The sequence below is a fragment of the Shewanella halotolerans genome (assembly GCF_019457535.1).
In the GTDB taxonomy this organism is placed as follows: domain Bacteria; phylum Pseudomonadota; class Gammaproteobacteria; order Enterobacterales; family Shewanellaceae; genus Shewanella; species Shewanella halotolerans.
On record NZ_CP080417.1, the window covers coordinates 3,482,090 to 3,505,644 of the forward strand.

16 protein-coding genes are annotated in these 23,555 nt (G+C 55.4%); 5 read left to right on the plus strand and 11 right to left on the minus strand.

Annotated features, from left to right (window positions below; genetic code table 11):
- Window positions 1-38: 38 nt before the first annotated feature.
- On the minus strand, window positions 39-3,554 hold the full coding sequence (locus K0H81_RS15165; protein WP_220058854.1) for an ATP-binding protein: 3,516 nt from the start codon (window positions 3,552-3,554) through the stop codon (window positions 39-41).
- Between the two features lie 241 nt (window positions 3,555-3,795).
- Here K0H81_RS15165 and K0H81_RS15170 point away from each other — a divergent pair, with 241 nt between their 5' ends.
- Both K0H81_RS15170 and K0H81_RS15175 read left to right on the plus strand, forming a co-directional pair.
- A complete protein-coding gene (locus tag K0H81_RS15170; protein WP_220058855.1) occupies window positions 3,796-6,246 on the plus strand; it encodes an EAL domain-containing protein in 2,451 nt (816 codons plus the stop codon).
- A 132-nt stretch (window positions 6,247-6,378) separates the two neighbouring features.
- The gene (locus K0H81_RS15175; RefSeq protein ID WP_220058856.1) at window positions 6,379-7,317 is read left to right on the plus strand and encodes an SPFH domain-containing protein; all 939 of its coding nucleotides are present in this window, start codon (window positions 6,379-6,381) and stop codon (window positions 7,315-7,317) included.
- Window positions 7,318-7,410: 93 nt separating this feature from the next.
- Here K0H81_RS15175 and K0H81_RS15180 read toward each other — a convergent pair whose 3' ends face one another.
- The 8 genes from K0H81_RS15180 to K0H81_RS15215 form a co-directional block, all read right to left on the minus strand.
- Window positions 7,411-8,697, minus strand: a complete 1,287-nt coding sequence (locus tag K0H81_RS15180; protein ID WP_220058857.1) for an NAD(P)/FAD-dependent oxidoreductase — start codon at window positions 8,695-8,697, stop codon at window positions 7,411-7,413.
- An 88-nt stretch (window positions 8,698-8,785) separates the two neighbouring features.
- Entirely contained in the window at window positions 8,786-9,613 is an 828-nt protein-coding gene (locus K0H81_RS15185) for an ABC transporter permease subunit (RefSeq protein ID WP_011864781.1), read from the minus strand.
- The gene (locus K0H81_RS15190; protein WP_011864780.1) at window positions 9,610-10,515 is read right to left on the minus strand and encodes an ABC transporter permease subunit; all 906 of its coding nucleotides are present in this window, start codon (window positions 10,513-10,515) and stop codon (window positions 9,610-9,612) included. Before K0H81_RS15190 ends, K0H81_RS15185 begins: the two co-directional genes overlap by 4 nt.
- A gap of 10 nt (window positions 10,516-10,525) precedes the next feature.
- The gene (potA, locus tag K0H81_RS15195; RefSeq protein ID WP_011864779.1) at window positions 10,526-11,662 is read right to left on the minus strand and encodes a polyamine ABC transporter ATP-binding protein; all 1,137 of its coding nucleotides are present in this window, start codon (window positions 11,660-11,662) and stop codon (window positions 10,526-10,528) included.
- Between the two features lie 98 nt (window positions 11,663-11,760).
- Window positions 11,761-12,861 (minus strand): polyamine ABC transporter substrate-binding protein, encoded by a 1,101-nt coding sequence (locus tag K0H81_RS15200; protein ID WP_144200993.1) that lies wholly within the window; start codon window positions 12,859-12,861, stop codon window positions 11,761-11,763.
- 277 nt (window positions 12,862-13,138) lie between these two features.
- Window positions 13,139-14,488, minus strand: a complete 1,350-nt coding sequence (locus K0H81_RS15205) for a glutamine synthetase family protein (protein ID WP_144200991.1) — start codon at window positions 14,486-14,488, stop codon at window positions 13,139-13,141.
- A 3-nt stretch (window positions 14,489-14,491) separates the two neighbouring features.
- Window positions 14,492-15,256: a gamma-glutamyl-gamma-aminobutyrate hydrolase family protein gene (locus K0H81_RS15210; protein WP_220058858.1), complete on the minus strand. Its 765-nt coding sequence runs from the start codon at window positions 15,254-15,256 to the stop codon at window positions 14,492-14,494.
- A gap of 439 nt (window positions 15,257-15,695) precedes the next feature.
- Window positions 15,696-16,244, minus strand: coding sequence for a cupin domain-containing protein (locus tag K0H81_RS15215; RefSeq protein WP_011864775.1), 549 nt, complete (start codon window positions 16,242-16,244; stop codon window positions 15,696-15,698).
- 183 nt (window positions 16,245-16,427) lie between these two features.
- Between K0H81_RS15215 and K0H81_RS15220 the strand changes: the two genes are divergently transcribed.
- A complete protein-coding gene (locus tag K0H81_RS15220; protein WP_220058859.1) occupies window positions 16,428-17,732 on the plus strand; it encodes an NAD(P)/FAD-dependent oxidoreductase in 1,305 nt (434 codons plus the stop codon).
- Window positions 17,733-17,801: 69 nt separating this feature from the next.
- Here K0H81_RS15220 and K0H81_RS15225 read toward each other — a convergent pair whose 3' ends face one another.
- Window positions 17,802-18,662: a sulfurtransferase gene (locus tag K0H81_RS15225; RefSeq protein WP_220060872.1), complete on the minus strand. Its 861-nt coding sequence runs from the start codon at window positions 18,660-18,662 to the stop codon at window positions 17,802-17,804.
- A gap of 239 nt (window positions 18,663-18,901) precedes the next feature.
- The gene (locus K0H81_RS15230; protein WP_220058860.1) at window positions 18,902-20,398 is read right to left on the minus strand and encodes an aldehyde dehydrogenase; all 1,497 of its coding nucleotides are present in this window, start codon (window positions 20,396-20,398) and stop codon (window positions 18,902-18,904) included.
- A gap of 246 nt (window positions 20,399-20,644) precedes the next feature.
- Between K0H81_RS15230 and aptA the strand changes: the two genes are divergently transcribed.
- Together aptA and K0H81_RS15240 are read left to right on the plus strand one after the other, a co-directional pair.
- Complete coding sequence (aptA, locus tag K0H81_RS15235) at window positions 20,645-21,985, plus strand: omega-aminotransferase AptA (RefSeq protein WP_220058861.1); 1,341 nt, start codon at window positions 20,645-20,647, stop codon at window positions 21,983-21,985.
- A gap of 50 nt (window positions 21,986-22,035) precedes the next feature.
- Window positions 22,036-23,526, plus strand: coding sequence for a CoA-acylating methylmalonate-semialdehyde dehydrogenase (locus tag K0H81_RS15240; protein WP_220058862.1), 1,491 nt, complete (start codon window positions 22,036-22,038; stop codon window positions 23,524-23,526).
- The last annotated feature ends 29 nt before the right edge of the window (window positions 23,527-23,555 follow it).

Consider the following 23,555-nt stretch of genomic DNA (forward strand, 5'->3'; position numbering starts at 1 on the left):
CCATCAACTACCTTTCGGCCTGTTATTATTGAAATTCGTTAAGTCTGGGCAGAAGCGTTTTGTACCTCTTCCTTGGGCTCTAGCGTCTCCTGCAGCCGCTCCATCAGTTTGGCATAGCAAGGCTTTATCACCCCAAAGAGTAGGTTCAACTTATCACAGTTTTTCATCTTGGCCTCCATCTCCAGGCTCAAAAACTGCTCCTGAAGCTGGATGGCGCCTATGCTGCTGGAGAGTCCCTTGAGGCCATGGCTGAGCTGACGCACCTTCTCATAATCCTTCGCGGCGATCGCTTCCTCCAGCTCGCCAACTTGTGCCGGCGACGTGTCGTGATACATCTGGCAGATCTCGGCAAACAGCACCTCATTGTTCATCAACCGGCTCAGGGCCAATTGACGGTTCCAGACATAATCTTCATCCTTCACCAGGATCTCTTCATGGGGCGCAGCCTCAACTAAAGTAGGCAAGTCACCAAACTCACAGACAGAGATCAGCCAATCGACCACCTTCTCCTGCAGCCGCTCGGCTACGATAGGCTTAGTGATGTAGTCATTCATGCCCGCCTCGATGCACTTGTCACGCTCGCCCATCATGGCACTGGCCGTCATGGCAATAATGGGCGTATCGACAAACGCCTCACCCGCCTCCCCGGCGCGGATCGCCCGGGTGCAGTCATAGCCATTGAGGATCGGCATCTGGCAGTCCATCAAGATGCAATGCACGCCCAGCCCCTCTTGCTCGCACTCCCTCAGTCTGGTCAACGCCTCCTGACCATTGATGGCCCTGACAAATTCCAACGGCAACTCGGACAATATCCCCAGGGCAACCTCTATGTTGATCTCGTTGTCATCGACCACCATCACCCGCGCTCCTTTGATGCGCTGGGCCGCCTCCACTGAGATAGTTAGAGTCTCATCCTGACGAGTAGACGCGATGCCAGTGCTTGCTCTCTGGGCACCAAACTTCTGCATAAATTCAGAGAAGAGTAGCGGGTTATTGAGATACTCAAGCTCGATATTTCTCAGCGACTTATTGCCATCTGCGCTCTTTTGAAACGCTAACACCCGCGGCAATCGCTTATGGGTCGCCGCCAGCGTCGGCCAGAGACTGTCGAGATCGGTAAGCAAGGAGTGACGCTGCTCGACTATCAATACATGGGGCAGAACATCTGGCACAGGGGCATCCTGATTAAGCCAGTCACTAATGGGTGAGCCTGGCAACAACTTACCACCTAACCTGGCAATTGCCGCCTCGACACAGGCCTGCTGCGCCTCATTTACCAGCAGGACACTGCAGGTCATCTCATGTAGCAGCGCCTCGGGCGCCATCAGCTTAAATTCGCCCTGATGTAACACCATGGTGAAGGTGAAACAGCTGCCCTCGCCTTGGTGGGACTCGAAACTCATCTTGCCGTTAAGAAGCTCGCTGAGCTCCTTACAGATTGAGAGCCCCAGCCCTGTCCCGCCATATTGAGCCGCAATACGCGAGGTGGCCTGCGAGAAGGCAGTAAACAGCTTGGCCTGATTCTCCTCGGCAATGCCGATACCTGTGTCAGACACCTCACAGATAAATTCGAGATCCCCTGTCTCTCTAAGACGGCTGTGAGCCTTGACCTTAATATAGCCATGGTCGGTAAACTTGATGGCATTATTCACCAGATTGGTTAGGATCTGGGTGATCCTATGGGGATCACTCTCTATGCTCTGGCAGCGAAGGTCGACCACATCGATGACAAACTCTATTCCCTTCTCCTGCGCCTTCACAGCCATGCTGCTGCAGATGCTCTCAATCAGGTTAAGCGGATTGAAACTGCTCATGTCTAAGTCCAGCTTGCCCGCCTCTATTTTGGAGAGATCCAGCACATCGTTAATCAATGCAGACAGGGCGTTAACGCTCACCTCAGCCATCTCAAGATAACGCGCCTGGCGCTCGGTGACAGCGTCTTTGCGCACCAGATTCAAGGTGCCCACTATGCCGTTTAGCGGCGTGCGCATCTCATGGCTGATGTTAGAGATAAAGGTGCTCTTCACTAAGCTTGCCTTCTGTAGCTCCTGGGTCCTGATCGCTACCTTCTTCTCGAGCTCGGCGTTCACCAGTTGTATCTTCTTGGCCGCCTGCTTCTCAATGGAGACATCACGTATGATGATGGCCACCCCTAATGCCTGTTTGTTTTCCCCTAGGATGGGCGAAACCGACACATAGAGATCGACGATGCGCCCCTCGTTCAGCGGCAGTTCGGCGTCCAGATTAAGCGTCTTGTTCCCCTGATTGGCCTTGGCGACCAAGGCCGCCAGGTCTACCTCGGGCAGCAGCGCCAGCTGATCGATAAGGTGCCCCTTGGCATAGTCGGCATCATAGCCAAACAGCAACTCGGCGGCGCGGTTCCAGTTGTTGACCACACCGCTGGTGCCCACACCTATGATGGCATCCTTGGAGCCGTCGATGATCGCCGCCGACTGCGCCTTCTCCTTGGCCAGCGCCTGACTGCTACGGGCGCTGCGCCCCAGTATGATGACCACAAACAGAAACAAGACTCCCACGGCCAACATGAAGCTGTAGACACTGATGCGCCGGGAGACCGCGAGTTCCTGCACATATTGCTTGGGCGCCATTAGGGTCGCGCTGAGCCGACCGCTCTGGGCATCGTTAGAGAGCGTGATGGCGCGGCGATAGGCATAATAGGGCTTATTATCGTGATAACTGTCGAGCACCAACTCGAAGTTACGCTTAAGTGCCTTGCTCTGCTGATAATGTTTATCCCACACCAACTCGGGATGCAGGTCGCGGCTAAAGCGCATCTCCTCATCGGGGTGCACCAAGAAATACCCCTCACTGTCGGTCAGTACAAGTTCTATGGGGGCTGGCACCAGGCGCTTAAAAGAGGCGAGAAGATCGTTAGCATTGATGTTGACGATAAGCAGACCAAATCGGCTGCCATTGTCATCGAAGATAGGCGTCGCCAGGCGTAACATGGGCCGGTAAGGGTAATCTATCTTGCCAAACTCACGGTTCAAGTTGATGGGCGAGGTATAGATCTCCCCCTGCTGCAGATCTTTGCTGGCCTGAAAATAGTCCCGCCCCTGCTTATTTTGCAAGTTGGTATCCTCTATCACCTGCACGGCGCCGCCACGCCTATCCACCCGAATTAGCTCCATGCCATCACTGCTCAATATGCGCAGCTGCTCATACTCATGATTATTCTGCAAGAAGGCGACGAAGATGGTTTCCAATCGGTGGCGCCACTGGTCGTAGCGGGTCTCATCCACTGGGTCAATCCCCTGATTATTCTGAGCCCGGGAAAGGCCAGAGATAGGCGGGGTCTCAAATAAAAAACGTAGGTTGTTGAAGTAACGGTTAAGCCTGTCCTGGGCCTGATTGTTGACCTGCTCGCTCTGAGCCTCAAGATCTGAACTCAGACCATCGACGATATTCTGATTTAATTGAGATTCGAAGCTGGCGATGATGACAAGCGCCACCAACAGCACTAACAAGGAGGCGGCCAGCAGCAGTGAACGTCCGCCAAAGAGAGAAGATAAGCGTGAAATCTGTCGCACCATGGACTATAACTCCTTTTACTATCCAGCCTCAGTAACACACTGTTATTCAATCAATACGCTTTCAGCATAGGCGATAAACTGCGCGGTGTTCTATCGGAGAATATGGTCAATTACCCGCAGCTAACTAACTAAAAAGTAGTATTTAATCTGGTTTTCAGCATTAAGCGCGAAAAACCTTAAGCAAACTGATTATAGTCGGCTAAGCTGAATATAGACGGCAGATTTGAAAAGGAATTCTTCTATGCTTTTCGGCAACGATGTAGAGACTCGACAAAAAATATTAGTTGTCGACGATGAGAGCGCCAACCTACATCTGCTGGAGCAATCCCTCACAGATCTGGCCGAGATCATCTGTAGTACGGGTGGTCAGGACGCACTGGATAAGGCCGAGCAACACCAACCCGCCATCATATTGCTGGATATCGAGATGCCACAAATGAATGGCTTCGAGATGTGTAAGCGGCTGAAGAATAACCCCAAGACCTGCAACAGCGCGGTGATCTTCGTGACCGCCCATAGCGAGAGCAGCTTCGAATATAAATCCCTCAGCTCAGGGGGGATAGACTTCATCCACAAGCCTATCGATCTCGCCACCTGTCGCCTGCGGGTCAAGAATCATCTACTACTCAAACGTCAGGAACAGACCATCATAGAGGCGCGCCAGGATATGCAGGCCCTGGTCAATCAAATCCCCTCTTACATCTCCTATTGGTCCAAGGATCTGCTCAACCGCTTTCATAACGACTATAACGGCAGATGGTTCGGCACTATCCCCCAAGATGCACTGGGTAAGCCCGCCTCTAGCCTGCTCCCTAAGGCCCTGTATGAGGAGATACTGGCCCGTATCGCCAGCAATAAACCTAAGCATCAGTTCGAGGTTGCCCTGGAAGATACCCCGGGCAAGATAGATTATGCCCAGGCCCATCTCACCATCAGGAAACAAGATGGACACGTGGCGGGCATGCTGCTGACCCTGACGGATATCACCTCCATCAAGCGCGCCAAGAGCCAACTGGATACCGAGAATCGGCGCCTGAAGATCATGCTCAACGCCATCGGCGACGCCGTCATCGCCACCGATAGCGAGGCGATGATCACCTTCATGAATCCCATCGCAGAACGCCTCACCGGCTGGGTGTGTCGCGACGCCATCGGCCTGCATATCGAGCAGGTGATGGATCTGTGCGATGCCAAGACCAAGTACCGCAGCCCCAATCCGGTCACCATCGCCATCAAGGAGAAACGCAACGTCGCCATGGCCCTCAACTGCCAGCTCAACAGCTTGGATGGCACCATCTTCCAGATTGAAGACTCCGCCGCCCCCATCACAGACAGTGAAGGCAAGGTCACCGGCGGCATAATAGTCTTTCACGACTGCAGCGAGTCTGTGGCCATGTCGCTCAAGATGAGCCACCTGGCTAATCATGATCAGCTCACCGACCTGCCTAATCGCATCTTGCTCCATGACAGAATCAACCACGCCTGCGCCGTGGCCGACTCCTATGACAAGAGCGTCGCCCTGATGCTGATCGACATAGATCACTTCAAATACCTCAACGACTCCCTGGGCCACAGCTATGGGGATCAGGTGATCAAGCAGGTGGCGAAACGACTGCAGTCCCTCATCGACCCCAACGCCACCCTGGGGCGCATCGGCGGCGACGAGTTTGTCCTACTGCTGCCTTCGCTCACCGCCACCAGCCAGGTGGACTCTATCGCCACAGATATCGTCCGCAGCCTCAACACGCCGTTTCGTATCGACGGCCAGGAATATACTCTGTCGGTCAGCGTCGGGATCAGCATCTACCCTTCGGACGCCCTCAGGGCCGAGGAGCTGATGACCCATGTGGATGCCGCCATGTACCGCGCCAAAGATCTGGGGCGTAACCGCTTCTGTTACTTCTCCGAGGATCTCGAGCAGGAACTGACGAAACGCCACGAGCTGGTCACCCTGCTACGCACCGCCATCGACACGGAAGCGATAGAGGTCTACTACCAACCAAAAGTGGATCTCAAGACCAAGGAGATCATAGGCGCGGAGGCGCTGGCCCGATTACACGACCCCAGCGGCAAGCTGATCTCACCGCTGGACTTTATTCCCCTTGCCGAGGAGACAGGCCTCATCCATCAGCTGGGTGAGATCATCCTCAAACAGAGCTGCATGGCCGCAAAGGCCTGGCAGAAAAGAGGTCGGCCACTGCAGATCGCCGTCAACATCGCCGCCAAGCAGTTCACCAACCCCGAGTTTTGTGACTCTGTGGCCAAGGTACTGGAGCTCACCGGGCTCGACAGCAGCTTCCTCGAACTCGAGGTGACAGAGAGTTCCCTCATGTATGATTTCGACGAGGCGTTAAATGTGCTTAACACCCTCTCCTCACTGGGGCTGAGCATCGCCATCGACGACTTCGGCACCGGCTACTCCAGCCTCAGCTACCTCAAGTTCTTCCCGGTCAACACCCTCAAGATAGATCAATCCTTCGTCAAAGATATGCTGGGGGATGAGCAGAGCCTGGATATCGTCAAGGCGGTGATCCATCTGGCCAAATCCCTCAAGCTCAAGCTTATCGCCGAAGGCATAGAAGATGCCGAGCAGCTACAAAAACTGGTGGCGCTGGAATGTGAGCAGGGCCAGGGCTATATGTTCAGCAAGCCACTGCCCCTCAAAGAGTTCGATCAACTCCTCAGCCACTAACGCCCCCCTCTCCCTTGACTCAAAGGGTAAATAACGTAATATCCTCAGCGCCTTAACCCAGGCATAACCTTGGCGTAACACCCATCGCCAACAAGCAGTTGCCGCCAAGAGACACAGTCACAAGGAGAGAGAATGACCACACTACCTAAGGATATCGCCAACCTATCGACGATAAAGACCAAAGGCAAAGGCGCCCTGGTGTTAATCGCCGGCCTGCTTTTCGCCCTCGTCCTGTTCAGCCAGACCATGTACACGGTCGATGAGGGCCATGTGGGCATCATCAAGCGTTTCGGCCAGGCCACAGAACAGGTCAATCCCGGCCTACACGTGAAGCTCCCCTTCGTCGACAAGGTCGAGGTCTTAGAGATACGTACCCGCAAGAATGTCGAGAAACTCAACGCCTCGACCCACGAACAGATGCCGGTCACCGCCGAGGTGTCCATCAACTGGACAGTCAATCGCGACCAGGCCTTCGACCTGTTTAAGAGCTATGGCGGCCTGAGCCAGTTCGAGTCGCGCATCCTGGACCCTAAGCTAAGATCTGCCGCTAAGGATGCCCTGGCGCGTTACAAGGCCGAGGAGATCATCCAAAACCGCAGCCGAGTGATCGCCCAGATAGAAGATTTTCTTGTCGAAGAGATGAAGGAGTACCCGGTCAAGCTGGACTCCGCCCAGCTAGAAAATCTTGGCCTGCCCCAGAAATATATCCAGTCGATCGAGACCAAACAGACAGAGAAAAACCTCGCCGCCGCCGAGAAACATCGTCTGGAGCGGCAGAACCTGGAGGCCCAGCGTGAGGTGAACACCGCCAACGCCAAGCGTGACGCCGCCAAGGCCACCGCCGACGGTAAGGCTTACGCCATTCAGACCGAGGCGATTGCCGAGGCTGAAGCGATTCGCCTGAAGGGTATCGCAGAAGCAGAGGCGATCAAGAAGAAGGCCGAGGCGCTGAGAGAGTCTCAGACTCTGGTGGATTATGTGCGTGCCCAGCAGTGGAACGGTCAGATGCCGACCACCATCATGGGCAGCGATCAGAGCGTGCTGTGGAACATGACCAGCAAGAAGCAGTAACAAGAGGAAACAAGCTGCCTCTGCTTGCGCTTTCAAGCCTAACCAACACAAAAAAGCCCGCATCGAGCGGGCTTTTTAATGGCTATAACTTGGCTAGACACCCAGCTTGTCGCGCATCGTGTAGTACCAGGCGCCAATAGCCGAGAAAGGCACCTGTAGCAGATGACCGCCCGGGAAGGGGTAATGGGGCAACTGGGCGAAGGCGTCGAAGCGTTTCGCCTGGCCATTGATGGTCTCGGCCAGTATCTGCCCCGCCAGATGGGTATAGGTCACGCCATGGCCGCTACAGCCCTGAGAGTAATAGATGTTGCCACCTATACGCCCCACCTGCGGCAGGCGCGACAGGGTCAGCAGGAAGTTACCCGTCCAGGTAAAGTCTATCTTCACATCCTTAAGCTGCGGGAAGGTCGCCAGCATCTTGGGACGGATGATCGCCTCGATGTTAGCAGGATCCCGCGCGCCATAGACCACGCCGCCGCCATAGATGAGTCGCTTATCACCCGAGAGCCTGAAGTAATCCAGCAGATAGTTACAATCTTCGACGCAGTAGTCCTGGGGCAGCAGCGAGTGCGCCAGCTCCTCACCAAGCGGCTCTGTGGTGATCACCTGAGTACCGCAGGGCATAGACTTAGCCTGCAGCTCGGGCAGCAATCCCTTGAGGTAGGCGTTACCGGCGACGATGACAAACTTACACTTCACCGAGCCTTCCTGAGTATGCACCACAGGGTTCTCGCCCTGATCGACACGAACAACGGCAGAATCTTCGAAGATCTGTCCGCCCAAGGATTCCACCGCATCGGCCTCACCCAGCGCCAGGTTGAGCGGATGAATATGACCGCCGCTCTTGTCAAGCAAACCACCGACATAGCGCTCGGTATCCACCACGTCGCGAATACCCTGCTCATCCAGCAGCTCTAAGTGCCCCAGATGACCATGCTTCTCCCACAGCGCCTTCTGCGCCTCGAGATGGCCCATCTGTTTCTTGTTCAGCGCCGCAAACACGCCGCCATCTTTCAGATCGCACTGGATCTTGTATTTAGCCACCAGCCCCTTGAGGATGCGGCCACCTTCGAAGGCCATCTGACCAAACAACTTGGCCTGCTCTGTGCCCACAACCTTTTCTATGGTGTCGATATCCCGGCTGAAGCTGTTGACTATCTGCCCGCCGTTACGCCCTGAGGCGCCGAAGCCAACCCTGGCGGCTTCCAGTACCGTCACCTTAAAGCCCGCCTCCAGCAGATGGATCGCCGAAGAGAGGCCGGTATAGCCGGCGCCTATGATACAGACGTCGGTCTCTATGTTATCGCTTAACTTGTCGCGCAGCGCCTTGGTATTGGCAGATGCCGCATAATAGGAATTTGCATGAGGTGTACAGGTCATATCATTCACCCTGAATCGTTATAATAATGGCTTGGGTTGACAGGCGCCGCGGCGCGGCCGCCTGTCGTCTTGAGCTAACGCTGCGAGCCTAGTCGCTGACCATACGGCTGCGTTTATCGGCGCGGCGGGCCAGATACCAGGAGATGAAGGCGATCAGCGAGACAATCAGTATGATCAATGTCGCTAAGGCGTTGATCTTAGGCGAAACCCCCATGCGCACAGAGGAGAAGACCACCATAGGCAGGGTCGTCGCCCCCGGTCCCGAGGCGAAGCTGGCAATCACCAGGTCGTCCAGCGACAGGCTGAAGGAGAGCAGCCAACCCGCGATCAGCGCCGGCGAGATCATAGGCACTGTGATATGGAAGAAGGTCTTGAGCGGCGTCGCCCCCAGATCCTGGGCCGCCTCCTCGATAGACATATCCAGTTCACGCAGCCTGGATGAGACCACCACGGCCACATAGGCGGCGCAGAAGGTCGAGTGGGCGATCCACACGGTCAACATGCCACGCTCGGCGGGCCAACCTAACAGGTCTGCCATGTGCACGAATAGCAGCAACAGCGAGAGACCCGTGATCACCTCAGGCATAACCAGGGGCGCAGTGATCATGTTCGACAGCGTCATCTTGCCCCATGAGCGGGCGAAGCGCGTCATCACGAAGGCCGCCATGGTGCCGAGGATCACCGCCATGGTGGAGGCGAAGAACGCCACCTTTAAGCTGGTCGCCACCGCATCGAGGATCTGGTCGTCGCGGAACAGCTCGCCATACCACTTGGCCGAGAAGCCGCCCCAAACCGTCACCAGCTTAGACTCGTTAAACGAGTAGAAGACCAGGATGAACATGGGCGCGTAGAGGAAAAACATCCCGCCCCAGAGCATCAGGGTGGAGAAACTCAATTTTCTTAGTCTGTTGCTCATATCGTCTTCTCCATACTTCTGGACTGATAACGATGGAATAGGGTGATAGGGATGATCAGAAGTGCCAACATCACGATGGCGAGCGACGAAGCGACCGGCCAATCACGGTTGTTGAAGAACTCCTGCCACAGCACCTTACCTATCATGAGCGAATCAGGACCGCCCAATAGCTCAGGGATCACAAACTCCCCGACCACAGGAATAAACACCAGCATGGACCCGGCAATCACACCGCCTTTCGACAGCGGCAGCGTTACCTTCCAGAAGGTATTGAGGCTGCGTGAGCCAAGATCCGCCGCGGCCTCGAGCAAGCTGCCATCGAGCTGTGACAGGTTGGCGTACAGCGGCAAGATCATAAAGGGCAGATAGGTGTAGATGATACCGATATAGACGGCAAAATTAGTGTTAAGCATCTGAATCGGCTCGGAGATCACCCCCAGCCACATCAGCAGGTTATTGATCACCCCGTTGTTACTCAAGATACCCATCCAGGCATACACCCGGATAAGGAACGAGGTCCAGGATGGCAACATCACCAAGAGGATCAGCACTGTCTGATGCTGCTTAGGCGCTCTGGCAATGGCATAGGCCATGGGGTAACCGATTAGCAAACAGCCGATGGTGGTGACACAGGCCATCTTGAGCGAGCCCAAGTAGGCATTGATATAGAGATGATCTTCGAAGATCAGAATATAGTTGCCCAGATTGAGCATGATCTGCAGCGACTCGTCGGCATATTGATACAAGGCCTCATAGGGCGGAATCGCCACGGCCGGGGTCGACAGACTGATCTTCAGTACGATGGCAAACGGCAAGGCAAAGAACATCAGCAGCCAGAAATAGGGCACGCCTATCGTCCAGCACTGCCCCTTGGGCAAACGAAACTTCAATGACTTCTTCATAACGCCCCCGTTAAGATCTCAGTACAACGGCACTGGTCGCTTCCCAACTGACGAAGACATCCTCTTCCCAGGTGGGCGAGTCGGCGCGGCGGTCACTGTTGGTCATCACAGACTGAATGAGCTGTCCGTTACACAGGCGTATGTAGTAAACCGAGATGCCGCCCAGATAGGCGATATCTTCCACCTTACCGGCGCACCAGTTACGCGCATCCTCTGGCTGCTCTCGGCTGATATGGGTCTTCTCGGGACGAATCGCCACCCACACCTGGGTAGTATCCACACTGGTCGACACCCCGTAACCCACGTAGAAGGGCTGAGGAATGTTGGCCACATTGATCACCACGTGGTCCACCTCATCCTCGACAATGTCCCCCTCGAACAGGTTAACGCTGCCGATAAACTCTGCCACCATGCGGTTAGCCGGGCTCTCGTAGATATCCATTGGCGAACCGGTTTGGGCGATCCAGCCATCGTTCATGATGGCGATACGCTCGGCCATGGTCATGGCCTCTTCCTGGTCATGGGTTACCATCACACAGGTCACCCCAACCGCCTCGAGAATGTCCACCACCTCGAGCTGCATCTGAGTACGGAGTTTCTTATCCAGCGCCCCCATGGGCTCGTCGAGTAGCAAAAGCTTTGGACGCTTGGCCAGCGAACGGGCCAGAGCCACGCGTTGGCGCTGACCACCTGAGAGTTGGTTCGGCTTACGCTTGGCGTAAGGCTCCATGTGAACCAGCTTGAGCATCTCTTTCACCCGCTGCTCAATCTCGGCCTTGGGCATCTTGTCCTGCTTGAGTCCGAAGGCGATATTCTGCGCCACCGTCATGTGTGGAAACAGGGCGTAAGATTGGAACATCATATTAATAGGACGCTCATAGGGCGGCATGTCGGTAATGTCTTGCCCATCGAGATAGATGCGTCCCTCTGTCGGCTTCTCAAAGCCGGCCAGCATGCGAAGCAGCGTCGATTTCCCCGAACCTGAGCCGCCAAGCAATGCAAAAATTTCCCCACGATTAATATTTAGCGAGACGTCGTCCACTGCACGAACATCGTCAAATAGCTTGCTGACTCTCTCTATCTTCAGCAACACCTCTCCTTGCGTCTTTGTTGTCGGTTTGTTGGTGACGCCCGAATTGCTAGCCATAATACTTCTCCACAAAAAGCACCGCTAAGGCACCTACTGCAATAGTTCAGATGATCTAAGAAATGGAGGGCAAGCGAACTTGCCCTCGGGTGTAGGCATTACATGCCAGATTTGACTTTGGTCCATACGCGAGTCATGGCGCGCTGGGCTTTCATCGGACGTACATCGGCCACATACAGGCGTGACAGCACTTCAGGGGTTGGATAGATAGCCGCATCGTTACGGATCTCTTCTTCCACCAGCTCCTGGGCCGGCACGTTAGGGTTAGCGTACGCCACATAGTTGGTGATAGGGGCAATCACCTCTGGACGTAGCAGGTAGTTGATAAAGGTGTGAGCGTTCTTCACGTTCTTGGCATCGGCAGGGATCGCCAACATATCGAACCAAAGGTTAGAGCCCTCTTTCGGGATGGCATAGCCGATCACCTGACCGTTCTCAGCCTCTTCGGCGCGCGCGGCGGCCTGGAAGACGTCACCCGAATAACCGAATGCCACACAGATGTCGCCATTGGCCAGATCGGTAATGTAACGTGATGAGTGGAAATAGGTCACGAAGGGACGGATCTTCGCCATCACCTCGCCCGCCTTGGCGTAGTCTTCACTCTTAGTGCTGTTAGGATCCAGCCCCAGGTAGATCATCGCCATCGGCAGCATCTCGTCGGCGCTGTCCAGCAGCGAGAAGCCACACTTAGCAATCTTCTCGGCATACTTAGGATTGAAAATCAGCTCTAAAGAGTCGACCGGCGCGTCTTCACCCAGTACCTGCTTCACCTTGGCCTCGTTGTATCCGATACCTGTAGTGCCCCACAAATACGGCACGGCGTGCTCGTTACGTGGATCTGCGGTTTCAAGCTGCTTCATCAGCTCAGGATTAAGGTTCTTGTGGTTGGTCAGCTGTGACTGATCCAACTTCTGGAAGGCGCCCGCCTTGATCTGCTTAGCCAGGAAGTTGTTTGACGGCACCACGATATCATAGCCTGAACGACCCGATAGCAGCTTGGCCTCGACCACTTCGTTGCTATCGAACACATCGTAGATCACCTTGATGCCCGTCTCTTTCTCGAAATTAGCCAAGGTATCTTCGGCAATATAATCAGACCAGTTATAGACCCTAACCACCTCTTCAGCACTGGCGACAGAGCTTGCAAATACTCCGGCGGTGACCAGAGCGAGTGTTGTCATTTTCTTTAAAAGCTTCATGCTATCTCCTTGTTAGCTTGCCAGTAGTCTGATGATTACTGCCATTGCATTGCCGCTTGTGACGGCTTTCATTGTTATTATTGCCAATGCTACAGCTTACAACTGCATCGAACCTGTTTAACATTCATCGCTAGTGTAAAATCGAATAATTTCACCATCAATATGAATTTATATCTAATTACACCGGTTAGTTACCCATGACTCAACCAGGGGGTTAATTCCCCGGCAATCTTGCTTCATATTGTCGCCAGCCCTGCCCCAAACTGGTGCAGAGTGGCTAAACGGTCAACAGCAGGAACTCACGTTCCCATGAGCTGATCACCCGGCGGAAGTTTTCCAGATCCGCCTGCTTCACCGCGATATATCCTGTGGTGAAGGTGTCACCCAGATATTCCCTCACCGCCGAACTTTCCGACATCACCGCCAGCGCCTCTTCTAGAGTCAGCGGCAGGCTGATCCCCTGACGATTCTCGTTGGCGCGTCCCTGTACCGGCGTCGATGGCTTCACATCTTCCACCATGCCCATGTAACCACACAACAGCGTGGCGGCGATGGCCAGGTAGCTGTTGGCATCGGCACCTGCGATACGGTTCTCGATACGACGGTTCTGGGGTGACGACTCGGGGATCCGCAGACCACAGGTGCGGTTCTCATCGCCCCACTCCAGATTCACCGGCGCAGAGGTGCCCGGCAGGAATCGTCTGAAGGAGTTGACGTTCGGGGCCATCAGAGGTAACAACTCGGGAATATACTTCTGCAGGCCGCCTATGTAGCACAGGAACTTAGCACTTTTCGTGCCGTCCTCATTGGTAAAGATGTTCTTGCCCGTCTTGATATCCACCACACTCTGGTGAATATGCATGGCACTGCCCGGCTCGTCGGTGACTGGCTTAGCCATAAAGGTGGCGCAAACGTCATGCTTGAGGGCCGCCTCACGCAGGGTACGCTTAAACACAAACACCTGATCCGCCAGCGACAGGGCATCACCATGGCTGAAGTTGATCTCCATCTGGGCCGTGCCCTCTTCGTGGATCAAGGTATCAATATCCAGCCCCTGGGCCTCGCACCAGTCATACATATCTTCGAACAGCGGGTCATACTCGTTGGCGGCGTCGATAGAAAACGACTGACGGCCCGATTCCTTGCGGCCACTGCGGCCCACGGGTGGAATCAATGGCATATCAGGATCTGAGTTTCTATGGGTCAGATAGAACTCCATCTCGGGAGCGATCACCGGCTTCCAGCCCTTATCTTCATAGAGTTTGAGCACCTTCTTGAGCAGGTTACGGGGCGACAATTCTATCGGGTTCCCCATCTTATCGAAGGTGTCGTGGATCACCTGGGCGGTAGCTTCGACCGTCCAGGGCAACATGAATACTGCATTTTCATCGGGCACACACACGAAGTCGATATCCGCCTTGTCCAGCAGGCTGTCATACAGGTCGTCATCCACATAGTCGCCGGTCACGGTCTGCAGCAACACACTCTCGGGCATACGCATTCCCTTCTCGTCGATAAACTTATCGACTGGCGCAATTTTGCCGCGGGCGATACCTGTCATATCGCTGATGACACACTCGACCTCGGTGATCTTATTGGCTTTCAAATAATCGATTAACTTCTTCATGCTTCACTGTCTCTTTCGTTGAGCTGCTCTGGCTTGGCAGGCTTGACTAAAGGCGCTAAAAATCGAGCGGTAGAAAGGGTTCTCTAACACCTTCCATTCGGGGTGGAACTGCACCCCCAGCGCAAAATTTTTCGCATCTTTGACCGAAAACGCCTCGATTAATCCATCGGGGGCATAGGCTTCTGGCCGCAATCCAACACCCAAACGGTCAACACCTTGAGTGTGCACAGAGTTCACCTCTGCCAAATTGCGGCCCCAAGCCTCGTGGAGCAATCCCCCCGGTTCTATCTTCAACGGATGAGACAGGCCATATTGCACCCCGACGTCTGCCGTCTTGTCTTCTCTGTGTTCAATATAATCGCCAACTTCATGCAATTTCTGATGCAGGCTGCCGCCGTACACCACATTCATCTCCTGAAATCCCCGGCAGATGGCCAGCACAGGCACGCCGGCGTCAATCGCCGCCTTCAGCAGCGGCAGATTGGTCGCGTCGCGCTTGGGATCATGTAGGGTATCTGGGTCACTCGCCACACCGTCGTAGTGGTGGGGCTCGATATTGGAGGGCGAACCGGTGAACAGCAGGCCATCGAGTCTGGGCAATATCGTCTCGGCCGGGCAATGGCCAAGCGCGGGGATCACCAAGGGCCAGCCTTGGGTGGCATCGGCAATACCCAGCAGGTATTTCTCGCCAACGATATTGAATGGGTGCAGGCCTATCTGTTGATTACAGGCCGTAACACCGATAACAGCAAGTCCTTCATCGGACATAGTTCACCTTTAGCTTTGTTGCGTCTTCTTATAGTTATAGCAATGAACAGACTTCAATCAATGTTCATTTTTTCACACACTACACTGAAATAATGAACGAGGCAATAGGCCGCTGAAAACAAAATATACAATAGAATAACAATTAGAATAAAACCCAATTAAAACAACATTAAAAGGCAATTAAAATTAATGTAAAGCCAAAAATAGGCGAAAATCAGCTCACGGCTTTTGTGAACCAGCTCCCACAGAAAAGTCCGCTTAAGATTTTTACTCGGCGGCCTTAATGGACAAAATTATTTACAAAAAGGCGCAGGAGTGACTCGGCCTCATGGCATGAAAAAAGCTCACACGCGGCGGCGCAGAGAGTGTCACAGGAGTTTTAGTAAAACGGAAGGGGTTTGAGAGGCCGGGCGACGCCCAGCCTAACAGGAATGCTTAGTTAGAAGTTTGCCGGTGTGGTGGCGCTGACGATACGACACGGCTTGTCGAAGGGGTTGCGGAATCTGTGGGGCAGTTCGCTGTTGAAGTAGTAGCTGTCGCCCTCGCTCAGCACATAGACCTCATCGCCTATGGTGATCTCCAGCTGACCCTCGATCACCATGGCCGCCTCTTCACCCTCGTGCTGCAGCATCTCTTCACCGGTATCCGACCCAGGTGGATAGACCTCGTTCATCACAGACATGGCACGGTTGGGGTAATCTCTGCCGATCAACTTGTAGTCCAGGTTGCCATCGCCAATATCCAGCAGCTCGCCGGAGCGGTAGACCACCTTCTGCTCGGTAGGCATGCTCTCCTCGATAGAGAAGAAATCCACCAGTGACATAGGCAAACCCGACAAGACTTTCTTCAGGGAACTCACCGAAGGACTGACGCTGTTCTTCTCGATCATGGAGATGGTGCTGTTGGTCACGCCGGCACGCTTGGCCAACTCGCGTTGCGATAACCCTTTCATTTTACGAACAGCTTTGAGATTTGCGCCTATATCCAAAAAACATCTCCTATCCAACCAGACTCAGGAAGAAACAATTTTCCATACTAGTTTGTATCAAACTAAAAAGCATGTTAAATATAATCAACAGGTGTGAATTATAACCAACTCAAGGGTCAAAAGTATACTTACTCTGGCCAATTTAGTCGAATAACAAGAATAAAACCCTCACTCGGAGCCCAAATGACCACCAAGCGCCCTGTCCACAGTGACCAATATCCCGACTCTTTCTATCATGCCACCGCCAATGCCCTGGAAGCCCTGCCGCAGCTCACAGAGCGGATCAGCGCCGATGTCTGCATCGTCGGCGGCGGTTTCAGCGGCATCAACACCGCCATCGAGTTGGCCGAGAGAGGCTTCGAGGTGGTATTGCTGGAGGCGAAACGGATCGGCTGGGGCGCGTCGGGCCGTAACGGCGGCGAGCTGATCCGCGGCATAGGCCATAATGTCGAACAGTTTCGCAACGAGATTGGCTCAGAAGGCGTCGCGGCCATCGAGCAGATGGGCTTCGAGGCGGTTGAGATAGTGCGTAACCGCGTCGCCAAGCACAATATCGACTGTAACCTGCAGATGGGCTACTGCGATCTCGCCACCAAGCCCAGACACATGAAGGAACTCGCCGCCGACTATCAGGAGATGCTCCACCAGGGACGCGAGGGCTTTAAGCTGCTGGAGAAGCACCAGCTTGGCGAGGTGATCGGCTCAGATCTCTACTGCGGCGCCCTGGTCGACATGAACAGCGGCCATCTGCATCCCCTCAATCTGGCACTGGGCGAGGCCAAGGTGGCCCGCAGCCTGGGGGTCAAGATGTTCGAATACAGCGCCGCCACCAAAATCGTCAAGGGCGAGCGCCCCTGCGTACATACGGAGCATGGCCGCGTCGACTGCCGCTATCTGGTACTCGCCGGTAACGCCTATATCGGCCATGAACTCAACGGCTACATAGGTGGTAAGGTGCTGCCCGCCGGCAGTTATCTGCTGGCCACCGAGCCTTTGTCCCAGGAGATGTGCGATGAAATTATCCCGCAAAACATGGCCTTCGCCGACATGCGTATCGATCTCGACTACTTCCACCTCTCCCAGGACAATCGCCTACTGTTTGGCGGCCTGTGCACCTATTCGGGTAAAGATCCCAAAGATATCGACGCGGCGCTGCGTCCCAACCTGGAGAAGGTATTCCCCCAGCTCAAGGGGGTGAAGATAGAGTATGAATGGGGCGGCATGATAGGCATAGGTGCCAACCGCCTGCCACAGATAGGTCGGCTGCCGGACTGCCCCAACATCATCTACGCCCAGGCCTACGCCGGCCACGGCGTCAATGCCACCCATATGGCGGCCAGGCTTATCGGCGAAGCCCTGACGGCTCAGGCGGAGCGGTTCGATATCTTCGACAGGGTACAGCATATGACCTTCCCTGGCGGGCCGAGATTCCGCTCCCCCATGCTGGCGGCCGGCATGCTGTATCACAGGCTGAAAGACCTGTTTTAGCCAAAAATCGATTACCCAAAAGAGTCAGCATAAAAAAGGTGCCCTAGGCACCTTTTCTTTTCACTGGAATTAATTCCCCTGCTCGATAGGTAGCTCAGGGTTGCTGCCCCAGTCGGCCCAGGAGCCATCGTAGAGCACCGCCTTGTCATGGCCCGAGGCCACTGAGGCTAAGATCAGGATACAGGCGGTGATACCTGAGCCGCAGCTGAAGATCCGCTCTGCTTCCTGCTCTCCTACCTGCTCCCCAACCAGCTGCTCAAACATGGCCTGCAGATCCTCGACCCGCTTCATCCGATGTTCGCGCAGCAGCTCTCCAAAAGGCAGATTTACCGAGCCGGGAATATGACCGCTGCGCACGCCGGGTCTGGGCTCACTGACCTCGCCGGCAAAACGCCCCGCTGCCCGCGCGTCCAAGATAACACTGTCGCCTCCCAGGGATTCGAGCACATAGTTGGCGTCACAGATAAGCTCGGGCTGGAAATCCGCCACATAGGGCACAGACTCTTCATCTATTACCGTGGGCTGATAGCGCTCGCTGGTCATGCGCTCCTCGCTGAGCCACTGGGGCAGGCCGCCATCGAGCACATAGACATTCTCGTGGCCCATCAGCTTAAACATCCACCAGGCGCGCGGCGCGCTGTAGATCCCCTGGTTATCGTAGATCACCACTAGGCTGTCTCTGTCTATGCCTAGGGCCGTGGCCCCATGCTCAAACTGCTCAGGGGTCGGCATGGCGTGCAGCTGCGATGAAGTGGTATCGCAAAACACCTGCTCAATATCAAACTTTTGCGACCGGGGAATACAGACAAACTCATCATAGAGTATGGGTTCTTTGCCCACCACACTCTGCATACTGGCGTCGAGCAACACCAGATTACCCTCAAACAGATTCGCCTCAAGCCAGGCGGTGGTAACTAACGGGTATTCCAATTCCATAGTGACTCCCAATGTGGGGGCTAATCAGCATCTGCCCGCCCCTCTTATCAATAGTATGACGCTTATCTGTAAAGACAATATACGATGGGGGGGGCCAAGGACAAGTGACTTATTTTAACCCTGCTAACAAACTGGCATAAAAAAAGCCCTTTATCGCTAAAGGGCTGTGATTAAAGCGTTTTGTATAGCGGGTTTCTTGCCGCTAAGACGGGGGCTTTCCCTGAAAGGCTTTTCTATAGCGCGATCCAGGTCGCCTTGATCTCGGTATATTTGTCGAAGGCATGCAATGACTTGTCGCGGCCGTTACCCGACTGCTTATAGCCACCAAAGGGCGCCGTCATGTCGCCACCATCATAGTGGTTGATCCACACCATGCCGCTACGCAGCGCCTTGGCCGTCTTGTGAGCCTTGCTGATATCTGAGGTCCAGACACCGGCCGCCAGGCCGTAGATGGTATCGTTACCGATACGAATCGCCTCCTCCATGCCATCGAAGGTGATCACCGACAGCACAGGGCCGAAGATCTCCTCCTTGGCGATGGTCATCTCATTCTTCACGTTGGCAAAGATGGTCGGCGCCACATACACACCGCCGGTCTCGGCCAGCACCTGCTGACCACCTTGACGCAGCTGCGCCCCTTCGGCCACCCCGGCGCGAATATAGCGCAGCACATTCTCCAGCTGCTGCTTGTCCACCACAGCGCCACAGGTGGTGGCAGGATCCAGCGGGTGCCCCGGCTGCCAGGCCTGCATCTCGGCTTCGATCAGGTTAATAAGCTCTTCCTTCACCCCCGACTCCACCAGCAGACGCGAACCCGCGGTGCAGACCTCGCCCTGGTTGAAGGCGATGGCCGAGGCCGCGGCGATGGCCGCCTCTTTAAGGTTCGGCGCGTCGTTGAAGACGATATTCGGGCTCTTGCCCCCCGCCTCCAGCCAGACACGCTTCATGTTGGACTCGCCGGCATAGATCATCAGCTGCTTGGCAATCTTGGTCGAGCCGGTAAACACCAGAGTGTCGACATCCATGTGCAACGCCAGCGCCTTACCCACGGTATGGCCGAATCCTGGCAACACGTTAAGCACCCCCTTAGGGATCCCCGCCTCTATTGCCAGCTGCGCCATGCGAATGGCGGTCAGCGGTGACTTCTCTGAGGGCTTTAACACCACGCTGTTACCTGTGGCCAGCGCAGGGCCCAGCTTCCAGCAGGCCATCAAGAGCGGGAAGTTCCAGGGCACGATAGCCGCCACCACACCCACCGGCTCGCGGGTGATCATGCCAATCTCATTGTGGGCCGTTGGGGCAATTTCGTCGTAAATCTTATCCACCGCCTCGCCCGACCAGCGTATGGCGCGAGCCGCGCCCGCCACATCGACGGCGCCGGAATAACGGATAGGCTTACCCATATCCAAGGTTTCCAGCAGGGCCAGCTCATCCCTGTTTGCCTCCAGTAGATCGGCGAAGCGAATCATCACCTGCTTGCGTTTCACCGGCGGCAGCTGTGACCAGTCGCCGCGCTCAAACACCTCGCGGGCATTGGCAACGGCGCGGTTGGCATCCAGCAGATCGCAACTGGCCACCTGGGTCAGCACCCTGCCATCGATAGGGCTGATACAGTCGAAGGTGTCATTCGAATCGGCGGCGCAGTATTCGCCATTGATAAATGCCTGGCCCTGAATCACCAGGTTGTCCGCCATCTCTTGCCATTGTTCGCGATTTTGTGGAGTACTCATTCTGACCTCTTAACGGGTGATAATTGCTCTAGCGTCAATGCTAATGCACGTCCACGCCCTCTCTGGCGCGACTGTGCCTGCCCTAGATTACGCTCAACCCTCAATCAATTTCAATATTTTTTACAAAAAGTTATTTTTTGCTATAAATAATGAACAAAAAGCTTTCATGTTCATTATTTCTGACATAGCATAGCGAATATCAACCACTCAATAAAACAACAATTACACAGAACCAGGGTAGATGATATGGAAGATTTTAATAAAGCTGACCAGGTAGCAACAGGCACGCTGGAACACTATTGGATGCCCTTTACCGCCAATAGACAGTTTAAACAAAGTCCCCGCCTCCTCGCACAGGCAGAGGGGATGTACTACAAGGATGTAAACGGCCGTCCCGTACTCGACGGCACTGCCGGTCTCTGGTGCTGTAATGCCGGACACGGTCGCAAGGCGATCTCCGAGGCGGTCAGCAAACAGATCCACGAGATGGACTATGCACCCTCGTTCCAGATGGGCCACCCACTGGCCTTCGAGCTGGCCGAGCGTCTCGCCGCCATCGCTCCCAAAGGGATCAACAAGGTATTTTTCACCAACTCTGGCTCTGAGTCGGTCGACACGGCGCTGAAGATCGCCCTCAACTACCACAGGGCCCGTGGTGAGGCGACCCGTACCCGTTTCATCGGTCGTGAGCTGGGCTACCATGGCGTCGGCTTCGGCGGTATCTCGGTCGGTGGCATAGGCGGTAACCGCCGCACCTTCAGCCAGCAGCTACTGCAGGGAGTCGATCACCTGCCCCACACCTTGGATATCCAGCAAAACGCCTTCTGTAAGGGCTTGCCGGAAACCGGCGCGGAGAAGGCCGAGGTGCTGGAGCAGCTCGTCACCCTACATGGCGCCGAGAATATCGCCGCGGTGATCGTCGAACCCATGTCGGGTTCGGCCGGGGTCATACTACCGCCTCAGGGCTATCTCAAGCGCCTAAGAGAGATCACCCGCAAGCATGGCATCCTATTGATCTTCGATGAGGTGATCACCGGCTTTGGCCGTGTGGGCGACGCCTTCGCCAGCCAGCGCTGGGGCGTGACGCCGGATATGATCACCACAGCCAAGGCGCTTAACAACGGCACCATCCCCATGGGCGCCGTGTTGATCGACGATGCCATCTATGATGCCAGCATGGATGCGCCAGAGGGCGCCATCGAGCTCTACCATGGCTACACCTATTCGGGCCATCCGGTAGCCGCAGCTGCCGCCATCGCCACCTTAGATATCTATCAGGAAGAGCAGCTGTTCGAGCGTACCAAGTCGCTGGAAGGCTACTTCGAAAAGGCGATCCACAGCCTCAAGGGGCTGCCGAACCTTATCGACATTCGTAACACAGGCCTGGTAGCCGGTATCCAGTTTAGCCCGAGCGATAAAGGCATAGGCAAGCGCGGCTTCGGCATCTTCGAGACCTGTTTCAAAAACGGCACCCTGGTCAGGGCAACGGCCGACACCATTGCCCTGTCGCCGCCACTGATCGTCGACGAGGCCCAGATAGATCAGATGGTCAACACCCTAAGCGATGCCATCACCACAGTTGGCTAACCCAGAATAACCAAGACACATTAGAGATTTTTGCAGGGAAATAACGCGCTATGCAGCAGATAAACCACTACATCAACGGCCAGCACACACAGCCCAGCGCCCGCAGCGCCGCCGTCTTCGAACCCGCCACCGGCGAGCACAAGGCCAACGTCTCCCTGGCCAGCGCGCTCGAGGTGGATGCGGCCATCGAACTGGCCAAGAAGGCCCACGGCCCCTGGTCTGAGATGACCCCCCTTAACCGCGCACGCATTCTGTTTAAGTTTAAGGCACTGGTCGAAGCCAACATGGACGAGCTGGCCGCCATGATCACCCGCGAACACGGCAAGGTGCTCGACGATGCTAAGGGCGAGATCATCCGTGGCCTAGAGGTGGTGGAGTTTGCCTGCGGCATCTCCCATCTGCTCAAGGGCGAGCACACAGAGCAGGTCGGCGGCGGCGTTGATGCCTGGACGCTCAACCAATCCCTGGGCGTAGTAGCCGGCATCGCCCCCTTTAACTTTCCTGTGATGGTGCCAATGTGGATGTTCCCCATCGCCATCGCTGCGGGCAATACCTTTATCATGAAACCGTCGGAGAAGGATCCGACCTCTGTGATGCGCATGGCTGAACTCCTCACCGAAGCAGGTCTGCCAGACGGCGTATTTAACGTGGTCAACGGCGACAAGGAAGCGGTCGACACCTTGCTGACCCACAAGGACATTCAGGCGGTGAGCTTCGTCGGCTCCACGCCGATCGCCGAGTATATCTACCAGACGGCGGCGGCCCACGGCAAACGTGTACAGGCGTTAGGTGGCGCAAAGAACCACATGCTGTTGATGCCAGATGCGGACCTCGACCAGGCGGTCAGCGCCCTGATGGGCGCCGCCTATGGCAGCGCTGGCGAGCGTTGCATGGCGATCTCTGTAGTGCTGGCCGTCGGCGATGTGGGTGATGCCTTGGTAGAGAAACTGCTGCCACAGATCCAGGCGCTCAAGGTCGGTAACGGCCTGGAAGGCGAGATGGAGATGGGACCGCTGATCTCGGCGCAGCATCTCGCGAAAGTGCGCGGCTATGTGGACAGAGGCGTGAGCGAGGGGGCGACCCTGCTGGCCGATGGCCGTCAACTCACGGTCGCCGATCACGAGCAGGGCTACTTCCTCGGTGGCTGCCTGTTCGACCATGTCACCCCAGAGATGACCATCTACAAGGAAGAGATCTTCGGCCCTGTGCTGGCCATCGTCCGAGTGAAGGATTATGCCGAGGCGCTGACCCTGATCAATGAGCACGAGTTTGGGAACGGCACCGCCATCTTTACCCAGAGCGGCGAGGCGGCGAGACACTTCTGCCACCATGTGCAGGTTGGCATGGTTGGGGTCAATGTGCCCATCCCAGTGCCTATGGCCTTCCATAGCTTCGGCGGCTGGAAACGCTCCCTCTTCGGCCCGCTGCACATGCATGGCCCGGACGGCGTGCGCTTCTACACTAAGCGTAAGGCGATCACCGCACGCTGGCCCAAGGGCAAGGGTAGTCAGGCTGAATTTGTCATGCCTACCATGAAATAAACTAAGCTTAAGGCGCCTCGCTGCGCCTT

Bases quoted from the DNA above. Each gene is read 5' to 3' on its own strand.
- aptA (WP_220058861.1), top strand. From the start codon at position 20,645: ATGGAAGATTTTAATAAAGCTGACCAGGTAGCAACAGGCACGCTGGAA.
- K0H81_RS15165 (WP_220058854.1), bottom strand. From the start codon at position 3,554: ATGGTGCGACAGATTTCACGCTTATCTTCTCTCTTTGGCGGACGTTCA.
- K0H81_RS15170 (WP_220058855.1), top strand. From the start codon at position 3,796: ATGCTTTTCGGCAACGATGTAGAGACTCGACAAAAAATATTAGTTGTC.
- potA (WP_011864779.1), bottom strand. From the start codon at position 11,662: ATGGCTAGCAATTCGGGCGTCACCAACAAACCGACAACAAAGACGCAA.
- K0H81_RS15220 (WP_220058859.1), top strand. From the start codon at position 16,428: ATGACCACCAAGCGCCCTGTCCACAGTGACCAATATCCCGACTCTTTC.
- K0H81_RS15230 (WP_220058860.1), bottom strand. From the start codon at position 20,398: ATGAGTACTCCACAAAATCGCGAACAATGGCAAGAGATGGCGGACAAC.
- K0H81_RS15190 (WP_011864780.1), bottom strand. From the start codon at position 10,515: ATGAAGAAGTCATTGAAGTTTCGTTTGCCCAAGGGGCAGTGCTGGACG.
- K0H81_RS15180 (WP_220058857.1), bottom strand. From the start codon at position 8,697: ATGACCTGTACACCTCATGCAAATTCCTATTATGCGGCATCTGCCAAT.
- K0H81_RS15210 (WP_220058858.1), bottom strand. From the start codon at position 15,256: ATGTCCGATGAAGGACTTGCTGTTATCGGTGTTACGGCCTGTAATCAA.
- K0H81_RS15200 (WP_144200993.1), bottom strand. From the start codon at position 12,861: ATGAAGCTTTTAAAGAAAATGACAACACTCGCTCTGGTCACCGCCGGA.
- K0H81_RS15185 (WP_011864781.1), bottom strand. From the start codon at position 9,613: ATGAGCAACAGACTAAGAAAATTGAGTTTCTCCACCCTGATGCTCTGG.
- K0H81_RS15205 (WP_144200991.1), bottom strand. From the start codon at position 14,488: ATGAAGAAGTTAATCGATTATTTGAAAGCCAATAAGATCACCGAGGTC.
- K0H81_RS15240 (WP_220058862.1), top strand. From the start codon at position 22,036: ATGCAGCAGATAAACCACTACATCAACGGCCAGCACACACAGCCCAGC.
- K0H81_RS15175 (WP_220058856.1), top strand. From the start codon at position 6,379: ATGACCACACTACCTAAGGATATCGCCAACCTATCGACGATAAAGACC.